Annotated in this window: 2 protein-coding genes; both read right to left on the bottom strand. The window is 67.5% G+C overall.

Features of this window, described 5'->3' with window-relative positions; translation table 11 throughout:
• The coding region (locus tag QZY48_RS19575; RefSeq protein ID WP_295434323.1) for an ABC transporter permease at positions 1-805 on the bottom strand (805 nt) is incomplete at its 3' end.
• Positions 802-1593, bottom strand: coding sequence for an ABC transporter ATP-binding protein (locus tag QZY48_RS19580; RefSeq protein WP_295434325.1), 792 nt, complete (start codon positions 1591-1593; stop codon positions 802-804). The genes QZY48_RS19580 and QZY48_RS19575, both read right to left, overlap by 4 nt.
• Between the last annotated feature and the right edge of the window lie 292 nt (positions 1594-1885).

Genomic DNA, 1885 nt, shown 5'->3' on the forward strand with positions numbered 1-1885 from the left:
AGCCCCCGCCCTGCTTGAAGCGCATCATACCGCGCCCGGGGTCATAGCCCCAGAGGGCGGCGGCGAGGAACAGGGCCAGGGCGGCGGCGACGCCGGCCAGGGCGTACCAGTTCATCTGGGCGTAGAGTGAGAAGCGGATCAGTTCCACGCCCCAGGTGAAGGGATTGAAACGGCAGATCTCATAGAGCGGGATGCTGGAGTCGCGGATGCGCCAGAGCGGATAGAGTGCGGAGGAGGCGAAGAAGAGCGGGAAGATGACGAAGTTCATCACCCCCGCGAAGTTTTCCAGTTGACGGATCACCGAGGAGAGAAAGAGCCCCAGTGCGCCCAGCATCAGCGCGGTGAGCAGCAGGGCGGGCAGGACCAGCAGGTAGCCGATCGGCGGCGGCTGTACGCCCCAGAACCAGGCGATGGCCAGGAACAGATAGACCTGGAGCACCGCCACCAGTGCCCCCGCCAGCAGCTTGCACAGCAGCAGCCACCAGCGGGGGAAGGGGCTGACCATCAGAAGCCGCATACTGCCCATCTCCCGGTCATAGACCATGGAGAGTGAACTCTGCATCCCGCCGAACAGCAGTATCATCGCCGCCAGGCCCGGGGCTATGTATTCCTCATAGAGGATGTAGGTCTCATAGGGCGGGATGATGGAGATCCCGAGCACGGCGCGGAAGCCGGCGGCGAAGATGAAGAGCCAGACCAGCGGGCGCACCAGGGCACCGAAGAAGCGCTCGCGCTGGTGCAGGAAGCGCAGCCCCTCGCGGGCGAGGATGCCGATGAGGACGAGCAGGTATTGACGCGGGCTCACGCCGCCTCCTGCGCGCCGGTGAGACGGTTGAAGGCCTGATGCACGGACGCCGACCCGGTGTCGGTCAGGAGGCGGGCCGCGGTTCCACGATGCAGCACCCGGCCGCGGTGCAGGAGCACGACCTGATCCGTCGGTTCCACCTCGTCCACCAGGTGGGTCGCCCACAGGACCGCGACCCCGTCCTCCCGACAGCGCGCCCGCACCTGGCCGATGATCGCCTGGCGGCTGTGCACGTCGAGACCCACGGTGGGTTCGTCCGCCAGCAGGACCCGGGGGCGGTGCAGCAGGGCGCGGGCCAGTTCCAGACGGCGGCGCTGACCGCCGCTCAATTGCCGCGCCCGCTCGCCCGCCCGCTCCGCGAGATCCACCCCGGCCAGCGCGGACTCGATGCGCGGGCGCATCGCCGTCGGGTCCAGCCCGTGCAGGGCGCAGTGATAGCGCAGGTTCTGCCGCAGGGTGAGATCCAGATCCAGGGTCGGCTGCTGGAAGACCACGCCCAGGGCGGCCAGGGCGCGGGGGCCCTGTCGGCTGAGATCCTGGCCCAGGATGCGGATGGACCCGGTGCGGCACAGAAAGAGCCGGGTGATGAGGGAGAAGAGCGTGGTCTTACCGGCGCCGTTCACCCCCAAGAGGACACAAAAGCCGCCCGCCGGGACCCCGAATGAGACGCCCGCCAGCACCTCGCGTCCGGGGTAGGCGAAGGCGATATCGGAGACTTCGAGGGCGGCGCCGTCGGTGCCGCCGGGAGCCATCGTGTTGGACTGGTCCGGATGCTGTCCTCTGTTCATTGTGTGGCGATCCCCGATAGATTTCCCAAAGCGCCGCCTTCAGACTAGTACCACCAGGCGCAATTGCCCGGATCATTGGCGGAGGGTGCGCCGAGCTCGATCACAGTTCCGGCCGCGAGCAAACCGGAGGTCGACGCTTTACCGTGAAAGTGCGTAGTCAGGCCATCCTGGCCTGACGGTGTCGGGGCTGGAACAGTCAGGGCTGGAAGCCCTGACTACGCCGCCCCGCACGATGGCCATCGAGCTAGCGGTCGAGAGGACTTTCATGTTCCGGGGTGGCGCGGGTGCCATG

Source organism: uncultured Thiodictyon sp., assembly GCF_903828115.1.
Lineage (GTDB): Bacteria > Pseudomonadota > Gammaproteobacteria > Chromatiales > Chromatiaceae > Thiodictyon.